Raw genomic sequence first — 20217 nt, forward strand, 5'->3', positions numbered from 1 at the left:
GAATGGGGTCAGATGATCGACTCGGGCACGTCCGCCGGCGCTCCACCGCTCGCCGGCGGCGCCGCCGGCGAACAGGCGGTCCGCGACCTGGTCGCGGTGGCACTGGACGCCGTGGCCGGGGCAACGAGGGACCGCACCGGCCCACTCCCACCCGGCGGCCCGACCGCCGTGGCCGACTCACTCGCACGGCTGCTCCGGCCGGCGGCCGTGCGGGTGAGCGACGGTGCCGGGTCCGGCGAGCTGCACGCAGGTTCCGAGGCAGGACCGGAAGCGAGCGCTGAACCGGCCACGGGCGGCGAGCCTGCGGGTTCGGGATCCGCGGGCTCGGGATCCGTGCACTCGACGGCGGGGAGTCCCTGGGCCGGGGTGTTGCCGGAGCGGGGTGTGGGGGCGGCCGCGGCGCTCGCGGACCTCACCCGGGTGTTGGTGGCGGGCTCGGTCGATCCGACCCATCCCTGGTGCGCCGCCCACCTGCACGGGCCGCCGCTCGCGGTGGCGGCGGTGGCGGACCTGGTGGCCAGCATGCTCAACCCGTCCATGGACTCCTGGGACCAGGCGCCGGTCGCCAGCGAGCTGGAGCGGGAGCTGACCGCCGCCTTCGCGCACCTCTTCTTCCCGGCGGAGCCCGCGCCCGACGCGCTGGTCACCAGCGGCGGCACCGAGTCGACGCTGGTCGGGTTGCTGCTCGCGCGAGAGGCCGGCGCGCGGCAGGTGGTGTGCGGGCGCAACGCCCACCACAGCGTCGCCCGGGCGGCCTGGCAGCTCGGCCTTCCCGAGCCGCTCCTCGTCGACGTCGAGGACGGGCGGCTGCGCGTCGACCGGCTCGAGATCCCGGAGCGGGCCGTGGTGGTGGCCACCGCCGGCACCACCGACACCGGGGCGGTCGACCGATTACCGGAGATCGCCGAGTGCGCGGAGCGGGCAGGCGCCTGGCTGCACGTGGACGCCGCCTACGGAGGTGCCGCGTTGTTCAGCGACCGGCTGGCACCGCTGCTCGCCGGTGTCGAGCGCGCCGACTCGGTGGCGGTGGACCTGCACAAGTTCGGCTGGCAGCCGGTCGCGGCCGGCCTGCTCGCCACCCGGGTGCCGGTCACCGCGCTCGAGGTCCGCGCCGACTACCTCAACCCCGACGACGACGTCGAGGCCGGCCTGCCCGACCTCCTCGGCCGCTCGTTGCGCACCTCCCGCCGCCCGGACGTGTTCAAGATCGCCGTGACCCTGCGTGCGCTGGGGCGGTCGGGGATCGGGGCGCTGGTCGAGCGGTGCTGTGCCATGGCCGGCGAACTCGCCGAGGCCGTCGAGGCCCACCCCGCGCTGCGGCTGTGGGGGAAGCCGACCCTGTCCACGGTGCTGCTGCGGCCCACCGTGGCCGGGGACGACCCCGACGGGGACGCCCTGGTCGCCGAGGTCCGGCGGCGGCTGCTCACCGAGGGCAGGGCCGTGCTCGGCCGGGCCCGGGTCGACGCGCGGGTCTGGCTCAAGCTGACGCTGCTCAACCCCGCCGCCGACCCGCACGCCCACCTCGAACTGCTCGACCTGGTCGCCGCCACCGCCGAGGAGACCCGGTCGTGAGCCGGGAGGCGAACCAGGACGCGGACACCCTCGACCTTGTCGGTGTCGGGATCGGGCCGTTCAACCTCTCCCTCGCGGCGCTCGCCGAGCCGGTGGCGGGCCTGCGTACGGCGTTCTTCGAACGGGAGACCGAGTTCCGCTGGCACCCGGGCCTGATGATCGAGGGTGCCTCGCTGCAGGTGCCGTTCCTGGCCGACCTGGTGTCGCTGGTCGACCCGACCAACCGGCTCTCGTTCCTGAGCTACCTGCGCGACCGGGAGCGGCTGTTCCCGTTCTACTTCGCCGAGCGGTTCCACATCCCCCGTTCCGAGTACGAGGACTACTGCGCCTGGGCCTCCCAACGGCTCGCCAGCTGCCAGTACGGCCAGCGGGTGCGCGGGGTGCGCTGGTCGGGGGAGGTGTTCGAGCTCGACGTCGAGCCGGCGGGGCGGGTGCTCGCCAGGAACGTGGTGCTCGGCGTCGGCACCGAGCCCGTGCTGCCCGAGCCGCTCGAGCCGCTCGCCGGAACGGCCGTCCTGCACTCGGCGGACTACCTCCCGGCCCGGGAACGCCTGGTCGCGGCCGAGGACGTGACGGTCGTCGGCTCCGGGCAGTCCGGCGCGGAGGTGTTCCTCGACCTGCTCCGCGCCCGGCCGCCGCGCAAGGGGAGGCTGCGCTGGCTGACCCGCACGCCCGCCTTCGCACCCATGGAGTACTCCAAGCTCGGCCTCGAGCAGTTCACCCCGGACTACGTGCGCTTCTTCCACCGCCTGGACGAGGCGACCCGCGACCGGCTGGTGCCGGCCCAGTGGCAGCTGTACAAGGCGATCAGCGTGGACACCATCGCCGAGATCTACGACGAGCTCTACCAGCGCACGGTCGGCGGGGGCTGGCCCGAGGTCGCGCTCGTGCCGGGGGTGGAGGTCACCTCGGCCGCCGGGCGGGGCGGCCGGGTCGAGCTCGAGCTGCGCCACGTCGAGCAGGGCCGGACGGCGAGCGTGTCCACCGACGCGGTGGTGTGCGCGACCGGCTACCGCGAGCGGGACCTGAGCGGCCTGCTCGGCCCGCTCGCCGACCGGCTCGAGCGCGACGACGCCGGACGTCTCGTGGTCGACGAGGACTACCGGGTCGCGCTGGACGCCGGCGGCTCGCTGTTCGTGCAGAACGCCGAGCGGCACACGCACGGGGTCGGCGCGCCCGACCTCGGGCTGGCCGCGTGGCGCTCGGCCCGCATCCTGAACACGGTGTGCGGACGGGCGGTCTACCCGCTCCCGGACCGCACCGCGTTCACCACCTTCGGTCTGGAGGGAGATCAGTGAGCCACGATCCGGGGACGGCGCGACGCTGGCGTTCGGCCGGCGCGCTGGTGGTGCACAAGATGCTCGGCGAGCTGAGCTACGAGGGTCTGCTCGAGCCGGTTCCCGACGGGGACGGGTGGCTGCTCGAGCTGCCGGGCGGCGTCGCCTACCGGTTCCGCGCCCGGCGCGGCGCGTTCGAGTCCTGGCACGTCGAGCCGGGCAGCGCGACCCGCGACGGCGAGGCGGCGGTCGACCCGCGGCGGCTGGTCGTGGACGCCCGCGAGCGGCTGGGCCTGACCGGGCTCCGGCTGGCAGACGTGCTGTCCGAGCTCACCGCGACCGTCGCCAACGAGGCGGCCCGGCTCGAGCACGCGCCCACCGCCGCCGAGCTGCTCGCGATGGACTACAACACCGCCGACGGGCACCTCACCGGCCATCCGCGGCTCGTGCTGAACAAGGGGCGGGTCGGCTTCTCGGCCACCGACCGGGCGAACTACGCGCCGGAGGCCGGCCGGGAGTTCCCGTTGCGCTGGTTCGCCGTGCACCGCGACCACGCCTCGTTCCGCTGTGTGGCCGAGCTGACCGAGGAGCGGTTGCTCAGCGAGGAGCTGGGGGACCAGCTGGGTGAGTTCCGCGCCCGGTTGTCCGATCCGGACGACTTCGTGCTCGTTCCGGTGCACCCGTGGCAGGCCGACGAGATCCTCGGCACCCTCTACGCCGGCGAGCTCGCCGAGGGTGTCCTCGTCCCGCTCGGCGAGAGCCGCGACCGGTACCGTCCACACCAGACGATCCGGACGCTGGCGAACGCGTCCCGGCCAGACCGAAGGGACGTGAAGACCGCCGTGTCGGTGCGCAACACGCTGGTCTACCGAGGACTGGCACAGGCGGCGACGCTGGCCGCACCCGCCGTCACCACGTGGCTGCGCGAGCTCAGCGCGGCCGACCCGCTGCTGTCCGAGCGGTACCGGTTCGAGCTGCTCGGCGAGGTCGCCAGCGTCTCGGTGCGCCACCCGCTGCTCGGCCACCTCGACGAGCTGCCCTACCGCTTCCACGAGACGCTCGGCGCGCTCTGGCGCGAGCCGGTCCGCGCCAGGATCGCGTCCGGCGAGCGAGCCGTCTCCTTCGCGGCGCTGCCCTACCGCGGCCCGGACGGGGAGGCGGTGCTCGTCCGGCTGATCCAGCTGTCCGGAATGGACGCTCAGGCCTGGCTGCACCGCCTGCTCGACCTGCTGCTGACCCCGCTGCTGCACTGGCTGCTGAGCTATGGGGTGGGCTTCTGCCCGCACGGCCAGAACCTGATCCTGGTCACCGACGAGCGGGGCACCCCGCTGCGGGTCGCGATCAAGGACTTCGCCCAGGGCGTCGACCTGCTCGACGAGGAGCTGCCGGAGTACGCCTCGCTCGCCCCGGAGGCGAACGCCGACATGCTGCGCTGGCCGGGCCACCTGCTGGCCCAGTCGCTGTTCAGCTCGGTGTTCGCCGGCCAGCTGCGGTTCTGGGCCGAGGTCCTGCTCGACGACCTCGGCCTGCCCCGGGCGCGGCTGTGGGAAACCGTGCGGGAGGTCGTCGGCCGCTACCGGGACGAGCACCCCGAGCTCGCGGCGCGCTTCGACTCCTGCCGGCTGTTCGCGCCGGACGTGGAGCGGGTGACGCTCAACCGCGAGCACCTCGCCGGGCAGGGCTTCGACAAGGTCAACCGGGACGACGAGTTCGACGTCCGCTACGGCCGTGCCGCCAACCCCCTGGCCGGCCCCGCCCCGGACGGTTCCTGGTGATCCCGCACCACCGCCCGCGCGGCCCACGCACCCTCGGCGCGCGCACCGCCACCTGGGCCGAGCTGGCCGCCGCGCTGCGTGCCGAGGTGGCCGGGGGTTCGGTGCGCTCGGTCCTGCTGCTGGTGCCCGACCCGCACGCCCGCTTCGCCGCGGTCGAGCTGAGCGCCCGGTTCTTCGCCGACACCGTGCTCGACGCGGGGTACGGGGTGTGCAGCTACGTCTTCGCCTGGGACCCCGCCCGGGAGGCCGTCGTCGCCCCCGTCTTCGAGCCCTACACCACCTTCTACGGCGACCTGCTGATGCGGCCCGACCTGGCCACGCTGGCCCCGCTGCCGGGCGAGGCCGGCACCTGGCTGGTCGTCTGCGACGTCGAGTGGCCCGACGGTCGGGCGGTGCCGATCGCGCCGCGCACGGCCCTGCGGGCCCAGCTCGCCGCGGCCGAGGAGCTCGGCCTGGTCCCGTCGGTGGGCATCGAGCACGAGGTGACGTTCACCGACCCGGCGGGGAGGCCGCTGACCACGGGCGGGCTCGACTACGCCACCCTCGACCCGCTCCGCCCGCTGCTCGCCGCGGTCAACGCCGACGTCGACCAGCTCGGGCTCGGCGTGGAGTCCCGGCGGGGGGAGTGCCACCCCGGCCAGTACGAGAGCGTGCTCGGCCACCGGGACGCGCTGGCGGCCTGCGACGACGCCATGCTGCAGCAGCTGGTGATCCGCCGTGCCGCCGCGGCCAGCGACGTCCGGGCCGGCTATCTCGCCGCCGAGTCCACCGGCACCGGCAGCTCCTGCCACGTGCACATCTCGCTGTCCGACCGGTTCGGCCGCCCGCGCTTCGACGAGCCGGGCCTGCTCGACCGGTTCGTGGCCGGCATCCTGGCCGCCGCCCCCGACCTGACCGCGGTCTGGGCGCCTACCTGGAACTCCTTCGTCCGGCTGCGCACCGGCCCGTTCGCCCCTCGCGAGCTGCGGTGCGCCCCGGACGACCGCACGGCGGCGCTGCGGCTGGCCGGCTCCGGCGACTCACTGCGCGTGGAGGTCCGGCTCGCCGGCGCCGACGCCCAGCCGCACCTCGTGGTCGCCGCGTTGCTCGCCGCCGGCCTGTACGGCATCCAGCACGACCCGCGCCCGCCGGCCGGCGCCCGGCTGCACGACACCCCCTGGTCGGCCCGCGACGCCCTGGACGGCTCGGCACTGGCCCGGTCCCTGCTCGGCGACGACATGGTCGACGCCCGCGTCGCACTGCTCGACGAGGAGATCTCCGCGGGGTTGGCCACGGTCTCGGACTGGCAGCGCGCCAGGGGCGAGCGCCGGGCCTGACCCGTGCCGCCCCGGAAGCAGGTCTACTCCCGGGGCGAAAACAAGCATGCGTGCTTGATTTGTCCGTCGGCCCATGCCAGGGTGGATCCGTGGTCGAGCTGCACGCGCTCGTCGCGGATCTCCGCGCCGAGGGGGACGAGATCGACGGCCTGGTCGCGGGCCTGCCCGCGTCGGGCTGGTCGGCGGACACGCCGGCGGCCGGGTGGACCGTCGCCCACCAGGTGGCCCACCTCGCCTGGACCGACCAGCGGGCGCTGCTCGCGGTCACCAACCCGGCCGCCTTCCAGGCCGAGCTGACCGAGCTGGCCTCGACCACGCCGCTGGAGCGGATCGACGCGCTGGTCGACGAGGCCGCCGAGGAGGGGGCGAGGACGCCGCCCGCGGAGCTGCTCGAGCGGTGGCGGCGCGGGCGCGCCGAGCTGGCCGAGGCGATCCTGGGCGTTCCGGACGGGACCAGGCTGCCCTGGTACGGCCCACCGATGACCGCGGCGTCCATGGCCACCGCGCGGCTCATGGAGACCTGGGCGCACGGCAACGACATCGCCGACGCCACCGGGACGCCGCGCACCCCCACCGCCCGGCTGCGGCACGTCGCGCACCTCGCCGTGCGCACCCGCGACTGGGCCTTCGCCGTGCGGACGCTGCCGGCTCCGGGCGAGCCGTTCCGGGTCGAGCTGACCGCCCCGGACGGTGACCTGTGGACCTGGGGGCCGGAGGACGCCGCCCAGCGGGTCACCGGGCCCGCCCTCGACCTCTGCCTGCTCGCCACCCAGCGGATCAACCGGGCCGACACGGCGCTGCGCGCCACCGGCCCCGATGCCGACCGCTGGCTGGACATCGCCCAGGCCTTCGCCGGCCCGCCCGGCACCGGCCGCGAGGCAAGGGCCGTGCGGTGACCTCCGGCCCAGGCGTGGTCAGGGTCGGCAACGCCTCCGGCTTCTACGGAGACCGCTTCGAGGCGCTCACCGAGATGCTCACCGGCGGCGAGCTCGACGTGCTGACCGGCGACTACCTCGCCGAGCTGACCATGCTCATCCTCGGTCGGGACCGGATGAAGGACCCCGCGCGCGGCTACGCCAGGACCTTCCTCGGCCAGCTCGAGGAAGGGCTGGGGCTCGCGCTCGACCGGGGCGTGCGGATCGTCGCCAACGCCGGCGGGCTGAACCCGGCCGGGCTCGCCGAGGCGGTGCGCGAGCTGGCCGGTCGGCTCGGGCTCGACGCCAAGGTGGCCCACGTGGAGGGCGACGACCTGCTCGGGCACGGCTTTCCCGGTGCGCTGACCGCCAACGCCTACCTCGGCTGCTGGGGCGTCGCGGAGTGCCTGCGGGCAGGAGCCGACGTCGTGGTCACCGGCCGGGTCACCGACGCCTCGCTCGTCGTCGGGCCCGCGGCGGCGCACCACGGCTGGGGCCGCGAGGACCTCGACGCGCTCGCCGGCGCGACGGTCGCCGGGCACGTCATCGAGTGCGGCGCGCAGGCCACCGGCGGCAACTTCGCCTTCTTCACCGAGCTGGACGACCTCGACCGCCCCGGCTTCCCGATCGCCGAGATCGCCGCGGACGGGTCGGCGGTGGTCACCAAGCACGCGGGCACCGGCGGCGCGGTCACCGTGGAGACGGTCACCGCCCAGCTGCTCTACGAGATCGCCGGCCCGCGCTACCTCGGCCCGGACGTGACCGCCCGCTTCGACACGATCACCCTGACGCAGCTGGGCAAGGACCGGGTCGGGATCGGCGGCGTGCGGGGGGAGGCGCCGCCGGAGACGGCCAAGGTCTGCGTGAACACCCTGGACGGGTTCCGCAACGGGATGACGTTCGTCCTGTGCGGACTGGACATCGAGGAGAAGGCCGCACTGGTGCGACGCCAGCTCACCGCCGCGGTCGGCGCCGAGGGTCTGCACTGGACACTCGCCCGCACCGACCACTCGGACGCGGACACCGAGGAGGCGGCGAGCGCGCTGCTGCACGCGACGATCATGACCCCGGAGGCCGGGCGGGCCAAGGCGTTCTCCCGTGCGGCGGTCGAGCTGGCGCTGGCCTCCTACCCCGGCGCCGCGTTCACCTCCCCGCCCGGCGACCCCACGCCCGTGGGGGTCTACCGCCCGGAGTACGTGCCGCAGCAAGTGGTCGAGCAGGTCGCCGTGCTGCCCAGCGGCGAGCGCCGGCCGATCGCGCCACCCACCGCCTTTGGCCCCACCGCCTTTGGCCCCACCGCCTTTGGCCCCACCGCCGACGAGCCGCCGGCCGAGCGCTCCGGCGAGCGCCCGAACGGCCCGACCCGCCGGGTGCCGCTGGGCCGGGTCCTCGGAGCCCGCTCCGGGGACAAGGGCGGCGACGCCAACCTCGGCGTCTGGGTCCGCGACCCCGCCGCCTACCCGTGGCTGATCGCGGAGCTGACCGTCGACCGCCTCCGCGAGCTGCTCCCCGAGGCGCGGGACCTGGAGATCACGCGGTACCCGCTGCCCAACCTCGGCGCGGTCAACTTCGTCCTGCGCGGGCTGCTCGGCCGCGGCGTGGCCGCCTCCACCCGGTTCGACCCCCAGGCCAAGTCGCTGGGCGAATGGCTGCGCTCCCGCCACGCCGACATCCCGGAGACCCTGCTGTGACACACGAAGGATCCACCTCCGCAACCGGCGCCTCAGGGGAACGCGACGCAACTCAGCCACAAGTACGTTCCCAGGCCGACCCCTCGGCTCCCAAGGTGACCAACGGTTCGGATTCCGGGGTGGCGGAACTGTGAGCCCCGTGATGGACCCGTTCGCCACGCCGGAACGGTTGGCTCTGCGTGAGACCACTCGGCGGTTCGTGGAGCAGGAGGTGCTCGAGCACCTCGACGCGTGGGAGCGGGCCGGCGAGCTGCCCCTGGAGCTGCACCGCGCCGCCGGGGCCCTCGGGCTGCTCGGCGTGGCGTTCCCGGAGTCGGTTGGCGGTGGAGGTGGCGACCTGGTGGACGCGCTGACCGTCACCGAGGAGGTGCACCTCGCGGGCGGCTCGGGCGGGCTGGTGGCGGGGCTGTTCACCACCGGCATCGCGCTGCCGCACCTCGTCGCCGCCGGTGATCCCCGCCAGGTCGACCGCTGGGTGCGGCCGGCGCTCGCCGGCGAGCTCGTCTGCTCGCTCGCGGTCACCGAGCCCGACGGGGGCTCCGACGTCGCGAGCGCGCGCACGACGGCCCGGCGCGACGGGGACCACTTCGTCGTGAACGGCGCGAAGACCTTCATCACCTCCGGCAGCCGGGCGGAGTTCGTCACCACGCTCGTGCGCACCGGCGGTCCCGGCGCCGGCGGGCTGTCGCTGCTGGTCGTCGAGCGCGGCACACCCGGCTTCACCGTGGGCCGGCGGCTGGAGAAGATGGGCTGGCACTGCTCGGACACCGCCGAGCTGTCCTTCGCCGACGCGCGGGTCCCGGTGGAGAACCTGGTCGGCGAGCCCGGCAGCGGCTTCGCCCAGCTCGCCACCCACTTCGTCACCGAGCGGCTCGCGCTCGCCACGCAGGCCCACGCCACCGCCCAGCGGGCGCTGGACCTGACCGTGCGATGGTGCCGGCTGCGCGAGACGTTCGGCCGGCCGCTGATCTCCCGCCAGGTGGTGCGGCACACCCTCGCCGAGATGGCCCGGCGCACCGACGTCGCCCGCACCTACACCCGCGCGGTCGCCGCCCGGCACGCCGCCGGCGAGGAGGTCCTCGCCCAGGCCTGCTTCGCCAAGAACACCGCCGTGGAGGCTGGCGAGTGGGTGGTCGACCAGGCCGTCCAGCTGCACGGCGGGCTCGGCTACCTGCGGGAGTCCGAGGTGGAGCGGCACTACCGGGACATGCGGATACTGGGCATCGGCGGCGGCACGACCGAGATACTGACCGGCCTGGCGGCGAAAATGTTGGGGTACAGCGCATGACGACCCTTCGGTCCACCGTGGACACCGGTTCGGCCGAGTTCGGCGCGAACCGGGACGCGATGCTCGAGAAGCTCGCGGAGATCGAGGCCGAGCACGCCAAGGCCGTGGCCGGCGGCGGCGAGAAGTACGTCGAACGGCACCGCGGGCGGGGCAAGCTGCTGGTCCGCGAGCGGATCGAGCTGCTGCTCGACCCGGACTCGCCGTTCCTCGAGCTCTCCCCGCTCGCCGCCTGGGGCAGCGACTACCGCGTCGGCGCCAGCGTGGTCACCGGCATCGGCGTCGTCGAGGGCGTCGAGTGCCTCATCTGCGGCAGCGACCCCACGGTCAAGGGCGGCGCGAGCAACCCGTGGACGGCGAAGAAGTCCTACCGCGCCGCCGACATCGCCGCCCAGAACCGACTGCCGACGATCAACCTCGTCGAGTCCGGCGGGGCGGACCTGCCGACGCAGAAGGAGATCTTCATCCCCGGCGGCCGGATCTTCCGCGACCTCACCCGGGCCTCGAAGGCCGGAACGCCGACCGTGGCGCTGGTGTTCGGCAACTCCACCGCCGGTGGTGCGTACCTGCCGGGCATGTCCGACTACGTGGTGATGGTGCGGGAACGGGCGAAGGTCTTCCTCGGCGGGCCGCCCCTGGTGAAGATGGCGACCGGCGAGGAGTCCGACGACGAGTCCCTCGGCGGCGCCGAGATGCACGCCCGCACCTCCGGCCTCGCCGACTACCTCGCCGTCGACGAGCGGGACGCGATCCGCATCGGCCGCCGGATCGTCTCCCGGCTGAACTGGCGCAAGCAGGGGACGCCGCCGGCGCCCGACTACGCCGAGCCCCGGTACGACCCCGAGGACCTGCTCGGCATCGTGCCGGCCGACCTCAGGACGCCGTTCGACCCGCGCGAGGTGATCGCCCGGGTCGTCGACGACTCCGACTTCGACGAGTTCAAGCCGCTCTACGGCACCAGCCTGGTCACCGGCTGGGCGCGGCTGCACGGCTACCCGGTCGGCGTGCTCGCCAACGCCCGCGGCGTACTGTTCAGCGAGGAGTCGCAGAAGGCGGCGCAGTTCATCCAGCTGGCCAACCAGGTGGACACCCCGCTGCTGTTCCTGCACAACACCACCGGCTACATGGTCGGGAAGTCCTACGAGCAGGGCGGGATCATCAAGCACGGCGCGATGATGATCAACGCGGTGTCCAACTCGACGGTCCCGCACATCTCGGTCCTGATGGGTGCCTCCTACGGCGCCGGCCACTACGGCATGTGCGGGCGCGCCTACGACCCGCGCTTCCTGTTCGCCTGGCCCAGCGCCAAGTCCGCGGTGATGGGCCCGCAGCAGCTCGCCGGGGTGCTCTCGATCGTGGCCAGGCAGGCCGCGGCGAGCCGGGGGCAGGAGTACAGCGAGGAGCACGACGCGGCCATGCGGGCCATGGTGGAGAACCAGATCGAGGCGGAGTCGCTGCCCATGTTCCTGTCCGGAATGCTCTACGACGACGGCATCATCGACCCGAGGGACACCAGGACGGTGCTCGGGATCTGCCTGTCGACCATCCACAACGGACCGATCAGCGGCGCCGATGGCTTCGGCGTCTTCCGGATGTGACGCCGTGATCACCACGTTGTTGGTCGCCAACCGCGGCGAGATCGCCCGCCGGGTTTTCCGCACCTGCCGCACGCTCGGCATCGCCACCGTCGCCGTGTACTCCGACGCGGACGCCGACGCACCCCACGTGCGGGAGGCCGACGCCGCGGTGCGCCTGCCCGGGAACAGCCCCGCCCAGACCTACCTGCGGGCCGACCTGGTCGTCGCGGCCGCGCGCTCGGCCGGCGCGGACGCGGTCCACCCCGGCTACGGCTTCCTGTCCGAGAACGCCGAGTTCGCCAGGGCCGTCATCGCCGCTGGCCTGACCTGGGTCGGTCCGCCACCCGATGCCATCGAACGGATGGGCTCGAAGGTCGGCGCCAAGCAGATGATGGCGGACGCGGGGGTGCCCGTGCTGCCCCGGCTGGACCCGGCGACGGTCACCGACGAGGACCTGCCGGTGCTGGTGAAGGCGTCCGCGGGCGGCGGCGGTCGCGGCATGCGGGTCGTGCGCTCGCTCGACGTGCTGGCCGACGAGGTGGACGCGGCCAGTGCCGAGGCGGCCTCGGCCTTCGGCGACGACACGGTGTTCGTCGAGCCCTACCTGGCCACCGGCCGGCACATCGAGGTGCAGGTGGTGTGCGACGAGCACGGCTCGGTGTGGGCGGTCGGGGAACGCGAGTGCTCGATCCAACGCCGGCACCAGAAGATCGTCGAGGAGTCACCGTCGCCGCTGGTCGACCGGCGGCCGGAGATGCGCGAGGAGCTGTTCGACGCGGCCCGCGCGGCGGCCAGGGCGATCGGCTACACCGGCGCGGGGACCGTCGAGTTCCTCGCCGACGAGACCGGCCGGTTCTACTTCCTGGAGATGAACACCCGGCTCCAGGTCGAGCACCCGGTCACCGAGTGCGTGACCGGGCTGGACCTCGTCGGCCTGCAGCTCGGGGTCGCGGAGGGCCGGCCGCTGCCGGCCGGTCCGCCGCCCTCGCTGGGGCACGCCATCGAGGTCCGGCTCTACGCGGAGGACCCCGCCGCTGGCTGGCGTCCGCACACCGGCACCCTGCACCGGTTCGAGGTGCCCGGCGTGTCCGCGGAGTTCACCGTCCCGCTCGGCACCGGGATCAGGCTGGACTCCGGGGTGGACGACGGGTCGGTGGTGAGCCCGCACTACGACGCGATGCTGGCCAAGGTGGTGTCCGTGGCACCCACCCGTGACGTGGCCGCGCGGGCGCTGGCCGCGTCGCTGCGCCAGGCCAGGATCCACGGCGTCACCACCAACCGCGACCTGCTCGTGCGCGTGCTGACCCACGACGCGTTCCTCGCCGGGGACACCGACACGGCGTTCTTCGAGCGGCACGACCTGGCCGCGCTCGCCGCGCCGCTGGCCGATCCGGACACGGTGGCGCTCGCGGTGCTCGCCGCCGCGCTGGCCGACGCCGCGGCGAACCGGGCGCGGGCGCGGGTCCAGGGCAGGATCCCCAGCGGGTGGCGCAACGTCGCGGCCCACCCGCAGCGCAAACGCTTCGCCCACGGCGAGACCGAGTACGAGGTGACCTACCGCCACACCCGCGACGGCCTCGCCGAGGTCGCGGTGAACGGGACCGAGCCGGCCGGGGTGGTGCTGGTGGCCGCGAATCCCGACCACGTCCTGCTCGACGTCGAGGGTCTGCGCCGGCGGTTCGAGGTCTCCGTCCACCCCGGTCTGTCGGTCGTGGACTCCCCGCTCGGCTCGGTCTCGCTCGTGCCACTGGAGCGGTTCGCCGACCCCTCCTCGCAGGTGGCCGCGGGGTCGCTGCTCGCACCGATGCCCGGCACCGTGGTCCGGGTCGCCGTGGAACGGGGAGCGCGGGTCGAACAGGGGCAACCGCTGCTGTGGCTCGAGGCGATGAAGATGCAGCACCAGGTCGACGCCCCCGGCGCCGGGGTCGTCACGGAGCTGGCGGTGGCCGCCGGGGACCAGGTCGAGGTCGGCCGGGTGCTCGCGGTCGTCACGAGTGCGGAGGAGGAGTCGTGAACGCTTTCACCGAGTCCGAGGAGCGTCGGGCGCTGCGTGCGGCGGTGGCCGACCTCGGCCGGCGCTACGGGGGTACCTGGTTCCAGCGCAAGGCGCGGGCCGGGGAGAAGACCACGGAGCTGTGGACCGAGGCGGGCAAGCTCGGCTACCTCGGGGTGAACGTGCCCGAGGAGTACGGCGGCGGCGGTGGCGGCATCGGCGACCTCGCCGCGGTCTGCGAGGAGCTGGCCGCCGCCGGGTGCGGGCTGCTGCTGATGGTCGTGTCGCCGGCGATCTGCGCCACGATCATCACGCGGTACGGCACCGAGGACCAGAAGCGTGCCTGGCTGCCCGGCTTCGCCGACGGCTCGGTGCGGATGGCCTTCGCGATCACCGAGCCCGACGCCGGGTCCAACGCACACAAGCTGACCACCACCGCCCGCCGCGACGGCGACGGCTGGATCCTGGACGGGCGCAAGGTCTACATCTCCGGCATGGACGAGGCGCACGCGGTGCTGGTCGTCGGCCGCACCGAGGACGCGAGGACCGGGAAGCTGCGCCCGGCGCTGTTCATCGTGCCGACCGACTCGCCGGGCCTGGAGTACCAGCCGATCGAGATGGACCTCGTCTCGCCGGAGAAGCAGTTCACGGTGTTCCTCGACGGGGTGCGGCTGCCGGGCGACGCGCTGGTCGGCTCGCAGGACGCCGCGCTGATGCAGCTGTTCGCCGGGCTCAACCCGGAACGGATCATGGCCGCCTCCTTCGCCATCGGCATGGGCCGCTACGCCCTGGGCAAGGCCGTGGACTACGCGCGCGACCGGCAGGTGTGGAACACCCCGATCGGCGGGCACCAGGGCGTCGCGCACCCGCTCGCCGTGGCGAAGATCGAGCTGGAGCTGGCCGAGCTGATGACCCAGAAGGCCGCGGCGCTCTACGACGCCGGGGACGACGCGGGGGCCGGCGAGGCGGCGAACATGGCCAAGTACGCCGCGGCGGAGGCCTCGATCAAGGCCGTCGACGCGGCCGTGCAGACCCACGGCGGGAACGGGCTGACCGCCGAGTACGGCGTCGGGGCGCTCGTGGCGGCCTCCCGGGTGAACCGGATCGCGCCGGTCAGCCGGGAGATGATCCTCAACTTCGTCGCGCAGAACACCCTCGGCCTGCCGAAGTCGTACTGATGAGCGAGCCCGACCCGGGGCCCGGGTTGCGGGAGCCCCGGCAGGACCGCAGCCGGGCGACCCGGCGCCGGCTGCTGGAGGCCGCGATCGAGTGCCTGGCCGAGGTGGGGTGGTCGGGGAGCACGGTCGCGGTAGTCGCCGAGCGGGCCGGGGTGTCCCGCGGCGCCGCCCAGCACCACTTCCCGACCAGGGAGGACCTCGTCCTCTCGGCCGTCGAGTTCGTCTCCCAGGAGCGGCTCGCCCAGCTGCGCGAGCACGCCGCCGACCTGCCGACGGGCCCCGAGCGCATCCGCGCGGTGATCGACATGGTCGAGCACATGTACACCGGGCCGCTGTTCCGGGCCGCGATCCACCTCTGGGTCGCCGCCTCCTCCGACGAGCGGCTGCGTGAGCGCGTGCTCGTGCTCGAGGCCCAGGTCGGCCGGGAGACCCACCGGGTCGCGCTGGAGCTGCTCGGGGTCGACGAGTCGGTCGCCGGCGTGCGCGAGGCCGTGCAGGCGACGCTGGACCTGGCCCGCGGACTGGCCCTGGCGAACCTGCTCAGCGACGACAGCCGGCGGCGCGAGCGGGTGCTGCGGCAGTGGGCGTCCATGCTCGACGCGGCACTCGCCGAGGCGTCGAAGGCGTGACTTGACATCCGAGCAATAATCAATTGCTCGACTTATTCCGTATTGCACGGGAATTGTCGAGTGAGGCGATTATACCGGATGAGGGACGGATTTGTCAAAGGCAGCGAATTCGAAGGCGCGGTATGCCACGGAGTTGGCGGCGGAACGCGAGTACATCGCGTTCCTCTACCGGCGACTGGACGCGGAACGCGCGGCGGCCACCGGGGAGCTGGGCGGGGTACTGCGGGACGCCTCGACCGAGACCACCGAGGACCTGTGGCAACGCGAGGTCGCAACCAGCGCGTTGTCGGCCAGGATTGGCCGGCTGCGGGTGGCCGACAGCGGGCTGTGCTTCGGCCGGCTCGACCGGGACTCCGGCGAGGTGCTCTATATCGGTCGAATCGGATTGTTCGACGAAGAGGATGACTACCGGCCGCTGCTGACGGATTGGCGCGCCCCGGTCGCACGGCCATTTTACACGGCGACCGCGGCGAACTCGGAAGGGGTCACCCGGCGACGCCATTTCCGCACGCGGCACCGGCGGGTGCTCGATTTCCACGACGACGTTCTCGACCACGGCGTGGCCGACGGCGACGAGGTCCTGCTGGCCGCGCTGAACGCGCCGAGGGCGGACACGATGGGCGACATCGTGGCCACCATCCAGGCCGAGCAGGACGAGATCATCCGGCTGGGCCACACCGGCGTGGTGGTCATCGACGGCGGTCCGGGCACCGGCAAGACGGTCGTCGCGCTGCACCGGGTCGCCTACCTGCTCTACGCGCACCGCGAGCGGATGTCCCGGCGCGGCGTGCTGATCGTCGGGCCGAACACCGGCTTCCTGCGCTACATCGGCGACGTGCTGCCCTCGCTCGGCGAGACCGACGCGGTGTTCGCCACGCCCGGCGAGCTCCACCCCGGTCTGGAGACCTCGGCCGCCGACCCGCCCGACGCACGCCGGGTCAAGGGCGGCCTCGCGATGGTCGACGTGCTCACCGCGGCGGTGGCCGACCGCCAGGAGCTGCCCGAGACGCCGATCGAGATCGAGCTGGACGACGTCACGGTCACCATCGACGCCGAGGTCGCTGGGCGGGCCAGGGCGCGGGCGCGGGCCGCGGGCGTGCGGCACAACCAGGCCCGGCCGGTGTTCCGGGACTCGCTGATCCTGGAGCTGGCCGAGCAGGCGGTGGACCGGATCGGCGGCGACTGGCTCGACGCCCGCGAGGTGCCCGAGCTGGCCGGCGACCTGGCCGCCGACGTGCGCTCGGAGCTGTCCCGCAGCCGCACGCTGTCGGTCGCGGTGGACCGGCTCTGGCCCCGGCTGACCCCCTACGGCCTGCTGGTGGAGCTCTACGGCTCGCCCGAGCGGCTGGCCGCGGCCTGTGACGGCATCCTGACCCCGGCCGACCGGGACGCGCTGTACCGGGAGGCCGGGTCGGCCTGGACGGTCTCCGACGTTCCACTGCTCGACGAGGCGGTCGAGCTGATCGGCCCGCTGACCCCCGCCGACGGTGTCACCGAGCGGATGCGTCGCCGGGCCGAGCGGCGCTACGCCCGGGACGTGCTCACCATCCTGGACACCGACGAGGACCCCGACGGCGAGGTGCTGCGCGCGGTCGACCTGATCGACTCCGAGCGGCTGGCCGAGCGGCAGGAGGAGCGCGACCACCGCACGCTGGCCGAACGCGCCGCCGCCGACCGGGAGTGGACCTACGGCCACGTCGTCGTGGACGAGGCCCAGGAGCTGTCCGAGATGGACTGGCGGGTGGTGATGCGGCGCTGCCCAAGCCGGTCGATGACGATCGTCGGCGACCTGGCCCAGCGCGAGTCGCCTGCCGGGGCGCGGACGTGGGCGTCGATGCTGGACGCCTACGTCCCCGGGCGGTGGACCTACCGCCGGCTGACCATCAACTACCGGATGCCCGCGGAGATCATGGAGGTAGCCGGCCGAGTTCTGTCCACAATGGACTCTACGCTGCCGGTGCCGCGCTCGGTCCGGCACGCGGGGGAGCTGCCGTGGGCCCGCGCCTGCGAGCCCGACGAGCTGTCCTCGGTCGTCGCCTCGCTCGCCGGCGCGGAGCGGCCGGAGGAGGGCACGTTGGCCGTGCTCGTCCCGGAGGGCCTCGAGCTGGACGTCGACCACCCGGTGCTGACCCCGCGCCAGGCCAAGGGACTCGAGTACGACGTGGTGATCATCGTCGAGCCGCAGCGCGTCCTGGCCGCCGAGCCGGCCGGGGTCGCCGACCTCTACGTCGCGCTCACCCGGGCCACCCAGCGGCTCGGCGTGGTGCACACCGAGCCGCTGCCGGCGGTGCTGGACGGGCTGCGCCGGCTCGACGCGGAGGTGGCGGTTCGCTGACGCCGGTCGCCCTCGCGCCCGGGCGACTCAGCGCGGGCGCAGGGCGACCGGGAGGCCGTCACGCGGGACGGGGAGCGCGGTCGGGTCCCAGCGGACCTCGTAGTCGGCCGGCACCGACCACTCGAAGCGGCGGACCAGCTCGTGGACGAGGGTCTTCACCTCGTAGGTGCCGAAGTGCATGCCGATGCACTTGTGCACCCCACCGCCGAAGGGCATGTAGGCGAAGCGGTGGGACTTGTCCTCGCGGCGGTCCTCGCCGAAGCGGTCGGGGTCGAAGCGGTACGGGTCGGTCCAGTACTCGGGCAGCATGTGGTTGATCCACGACAGCGTGGTGACGAACACGCCGGCCGGCAGGTGGTGGCCGAGCAGCTCGGTGTCCCGGACGGTCTTGCGCATCATCCAGGGAACCGGCGCCACCAGCCGCATCGACTCCTTGAGCACGAGGTCCAGGGTGGGCAGCTCGGCGAGCGCGTCGACGGTCAGCGGCGCCTCGCCCAGCGCCAGCGACTCCTCGCGCACGCGGGCCTGCCAGTCCTGGTGCTTGCCGAGGTAGTAGACCACCGACGAGGTCGCGATCGTGGCCGTGTCGTGGGCCGCCATCATCAGGAAGATCATGTGGTTGACGACGTCGTCGTCGCTGAACACCTCGCCCTGGTCGGTCTTCGCGTGGCAGAGGGCGGCGAACAGGTCCTCGGAGTCCGAGGCGCGCTTGGCCGGCAGGCTGGCCCGGAAGTAGTCCTCGAGCATCCGCCGCCCGCGCAGGCCGGCTCCCCAGCGGCCACCCGGCACCGGCAGGCGGACCAGCGCGGTGCCCGCCCGCACGGTGGAGACGAACGCCCTGGTCAGTCGGTCGGCGTCGGCACCGGTCGAGGACGCCATGAAGATCTTCGTCGCGACGTCCAGGGTGAGCTGCTTGAGCGCCGGGTAGACCGGGAAGCCCTCGCGAACCGCCCACCGGCCCAGCCCGGCGCGGACGACCTCGCCGACCTGGCCCATGTACCCGGAGAGGCGCTCGGCGGTGAAGGCGAGCTGCATGAGCCGGCGGTGGTAGAGGTGCTCCTCGAAGTCCAGCAGCATCAGGCCGCGGTTGAAGAACGGGCCGATGAAGTACTCCCACCCCTTCTGGGAGTACGCCTTGTCCTTGTTCGCCAGGACGGCCTGGGTCGCGTCCGGGCCGGAGGCCGAGACCACGCGCACCCCGAACGCGTTCGCCCAGGACACCGGGCCGTGCGTGCGGTAGCGCTCCATCGCGTAGTCGATGCCCAGCCGCAGCATCTCCAGGCTGTGCCCGAGCAGGGGGAAGCCGCCGTCGCCGGGGACCGGCTTGAGCGTGCTGCTGGGCGGCGGGGCGGCCAGGGCCCGGCGCGGCCACTCGCGGCGCATCAGCCACTCGTCGAGCGGGTTCTTGTCGACGGTGTAGGGAGCGTTGAGCACGGCGGACATTCGCGGCACCTACTTCCTGGCGGACAGCACGGTCACCGCGAGCGAGGTGAGCTCGGCGGCGATCCGGGGGCGAGCGACGATACGGGGCGTGCGGGCGAGGTCGTTGACCACCGTCAGTGCGGCGTGCACGGTCGTCCTCGCGTCCGCCTCGGACAGCTCCGGCGACACGGCTCGGACCAGGCCGGTCCACCGGGCGACGTAGTTCCGCTGCACGCGGACCAGCTCCTTGCGGTCCCGGTCCGGCAGGTTGGCGAGCTCGCTGGCGAACGTGGCCATGATGTTGTCCGACCGCAGCACGGTATCCACATAGGACTCAGCGAGGCGGGCGAGGGCGTCGGCGGGGTCGACCGCGTCGCCGACCGCCGCCTCCGCGGTGCGGGCCAGCCGGTCGGCCATCCGGTAGCCGGCGGCGACCAGGATCGCCGCCTTGCCGGGGAAGTACCGGTAGATGCTCGGGCCGGCGATGCCGGCCGCGGCGCCGATGTCCTCCATCGAGACCGCGTGGTAGCCCCGGTCGCGGAACAGTCGGGTGGCGGCGGTGAGCAGCTCCTCGCGCCGGGACGGGGAGACGCTGGGCAGCTGCCAGGACGCGAGCCGCGCAGGCTCCGGCGCGGCCGCCGTGTCGGGCACCGGCCAGTCCAGCACCGCCCGCGCGAGGGTGGCCAGCAACGCCTCGAGCCGGCGCCGGGGCAGGTTCACGTGGTGCAGCGAGACGCTCCCGAACACGCTGAGCGCCGCCCAGCAGAGCAGTTCGGCGTCGCGCGGCTCGAGATCCGGTCGAACGTCGCGCAGGACGGTGCCCCACCGCGCCATCAGCTCACCGCTCCGGTGGCGGATCTTCGTCTGGTCGGCGCGGTCGAGATGGCGACCCTCCCAGCGCCACAGCGCGGTGACCTCGCGGCGGTCGACCGCCAACGCCGCGACCGCCTCCAGCAACGCGGTGAGCTGCTCCTCCGGGGTGCCAGGGCGGGCCAGTGCCTCCTCGGTGACCAGGCCGAACGCGTCCATGCTGGAGAGCAGGACGTGGGCCAGGATGTCCTGCTTGCTCCGGAAGTGCCGGTAGAGCGCGGGCCCGGTGACCCCCGCTGTCGCGGCGATGTCGGCGACGCCGACCTGGTGGTAGCCGTGCCGGCGGAACAACTCCGCGGCCGAGTCCGCGAGCTGCGCCTTCCGGTTGCGTGGCCGCCGGGCCGGTACGCGTTCTGTACCCGTCACGAGATCCTCCCGGCGTG

14 protein-coding genes are annotated in these 20217 nt (G+C 73.8%); 12 read left to right on the top strand and 2 right to left on the bottom strand.

Features of this window, described 5'->3' with window-relative positions; genetic code table 11:
• The first annotated feature begins 12 nt into the window (after nucleotides 1–12).
• The 12 genes from BU204_RS08845 (at nucleotide 13) to BU204_RS08900 (ending at nucleotide 17542) form a co-directional block, all read left to right on the top strand.
• Entirely contained in the window at nucleotides 13–1572 is a 1560-nt protein-coding gene (locus BU204_RS08845) for a pyridoxal phosphate-dependent decarboxylase family protein (RefSeq protein WP_075125100.1), read from the top strand.
• Complete coding sequence (locus BU204_RS08850; RefSeq protein ID WP_075125101.1) at nucleotides 1569–2870, top strand: lysine N(6)-hydroxylase/L-ornithine N(5)-oxygenase family protein; 1302 nt, start codon at nucleotides 1569–1571, stop codon at nucleotides 2868–2870. The genes BU204_RS08845 and BU204_RS08850 overlap by 4 nt, the downstream gene beginning before the upstream one ends.
• Nucleotides 2871–2929: 59 nt before the next feature.
• Nucleotides 2930–4624 carry an IucA/IucC family protein gene (locus tag BU204_RS08855; protein WP_143229401.1) on the top strand — a complete coding sequence of 565 codons (1695 nt, stop codon included), beginning with the start codon at nucleotides 2930–2932 and terminating at the stop codon, nucleotides 4622–4624.
• Complete coding sequence (locus BU204_RS08860; RefSeq protein WP_075125103.1) at nucleotides 4621–5940, top strand: type I glutamate--ammonia ligase; 1320 nt, start codon at nucleotides 4621–4623, stop codon at nucleotides 5938–5940. Before BU204_RS08855 ends, BU204_RS08860 begins: the two co-directional genes overlap by 4 nt.
• Before the next feature lie 89 nt (nucleotides 5941–6029).
• Nucleotides 6030–6836, top strand: coding sequence for a TIGR03084 family metal-binding protein (locus tag BU204_RS08865; RefSeq protein ID WP_075125104.1), 807 nt, complete (start codon nucleotides 6030–6032; stop codon nucleotides 6834–6836).
• Nucleotides 6837–6850: 14 nt separating this feature from the next.
• Nucleotides 6851–8545: an acyclic terpene utilization AtuA family protein gene (locus BU204_RS08870; RefSeq protein ID WP_075125105.1), complete on the top strand. Its 1695-nt coding sequence runs from the start codon at nucleotides 6851–6853 to the stop codon at nucleotides 8543–8545.
• Nucleotides 8546–8684: 139 nt separating this feature from the next.
• Nucleotides 8685–9833: an acyl-CoA dehydrogenase family protein gene (locus tag BU204_RS08875; protein WP_075125106.1), complete on the top strand. Its 1149-nt coding sequence runs from the start codon at nucleotides 8685–8687 to the stop codon at nucleotides 9831–9833.
• Complete coding sequence (locus BU204_RS08880) at nucleotides 9830–11428, top strand: acyl-CoA carboxylase subunit beta (RefSeq protein WP_075125107.1); 1599 nt, start codon at nucleotides 9830–9832, stop codon at nucleotides 11426–11428. Before BU204_RS08875 ends, BU204_RS08880 begins: the two co-directional genes overlap by 4 nt.
• 4 nt (nucleotides 11429–11432) lie before the next feature.
• Nucleotides 11433–13421 (top strand): ATP-binding protein, encoded by a 1989-nt coding sequence (locus BU204_RS08885; protein ID WP_075125108.1) that lies wholly within the window; start codon nucleotides 11433–11435, stop codon nucleotides 13419–13421.
• Entirely contained in the window at nucleotides 13418–14578 is a 1161-nt protein-coding gene (locus tag BU204_RS08890; RefSeq protein WP_075125109.1) for an acyl-CoA dehydrogenase family protein, read from the top strand. The genes BU204_RS08885 and BU204_RS08890 overlap by 4 nt, the downstream gene beginning before the upstream one ends.
• Nucleotides 14578–15207 (top strand): TetR/AcrR family transcriptional regulator, encoded by a 630-nt coding sequence (locus BU204_RS08895; protein WP_075125110.1) that lies wholly within the window; start codon nucleotides 14578–14580, stop codon nucleotides 15205–15207. The genes BU204_RS08890 and BU204_RS08895 overlap by 1 nt, the downstream gene beginning before the upstream one ends.
• 133 nt (nucleotides 15208–15340) lie before the next feature.
• Entirely contained in the window at nucleotides 15341–17542 is a 2202-nt protein-coding gene (locus BU204_RS08900) for an ATP-binding domain-containing protein (protein WP_075125111.1), read from the top strand.
• 27 nt (nucleotides 17543–17569) lie between these two features.
• Here BU204_RS08900 and BU204_RS08905 read toward each other — a convergent pair whose 3' ends face one another.
• Together BU204_RS08905 and BU204_RS08910 are read right to left on the bottom strand one after the other, a co-directional pair.
• Nucleotides 17570–18985, bottom strand: a complete 1416-nt coding sequence (locus BU204_RS08905) for a cytochrome P450 (RefSeq protein WP_075125112.1) — start codon at nucleotides 18983–18985, stop codon at nucleotides 17570–17572.
• Nucleotides 18986–18994: 9 nt separating this feature from the next.
• A complete protein-coding gene (locus tag BU204_RS08910; protein ID WP_075125113.1) occupies nucleotides 18995–20200 on the bottom strand; it encodes a TetR/AcrR family transcriptional regulator in 1206 nt (401 codons plus the stop codon).
• Nucleotides 20201–20217: the final 17 nt, after the last annotated feature.

It is taken from the genome of Actinophytocola xanthii, assembly GCF_001921205.1.
GTDB lineage: Bacteria > Actinomycetota > Actinomycetes > Mycobacteriales > Pseudonocardiaceae > Actinophytocola > Actinophytocola xanthii.